The organism is Paenibacillus periandrae (assembly GCF_022458865.1).
Classification (GTDB): Bacteria; Bacillota; Bacilli; order Paenibacillales; family NBRC-103111; genus Paenibacillus_S; species Paenibacillus_S periandrae.
The window spans coordinates 1-255 of the sequence record NZ_JAJNMU010000226.1; the positions used below are offsets into that span (position 1 = coordinate 1).

Here is a 255-nt window from a genome sequence, read left to right on the forward strand (position 1 = left end):
TGCTGCTGGACGAGCCGTTCTCGGCGCTCGATGCGAAGTTGCGGCTCGAAATGCGCGAAGAATTGCGCGACATTCAAGCAAGTACGGGTCTTACTATGGTATTCGTAACGCATGACCAAGAGGAGGCACTCTCGATCTCTGACCGGATCGTCGTTATGAATGCCGGACGGATCGAGCAGATCGACCCGCCGCAGCGAATTTATGATAACCCCGAAACGCTGTTCGTCGCTCAGTTCATCGGGCGTATGAATTTCC

At 54.5% G+C, this 255-nt stretch carries 1 pseudogene; it reads left to right on the top strand.

The annotated features are described in order from the left end of the window. A pseudogene (locus tag LRL21_RS47525) lies at nucleotides 1–255 on the top strand (ABC transporter ATP-binding protein); the annotation flags it as partial.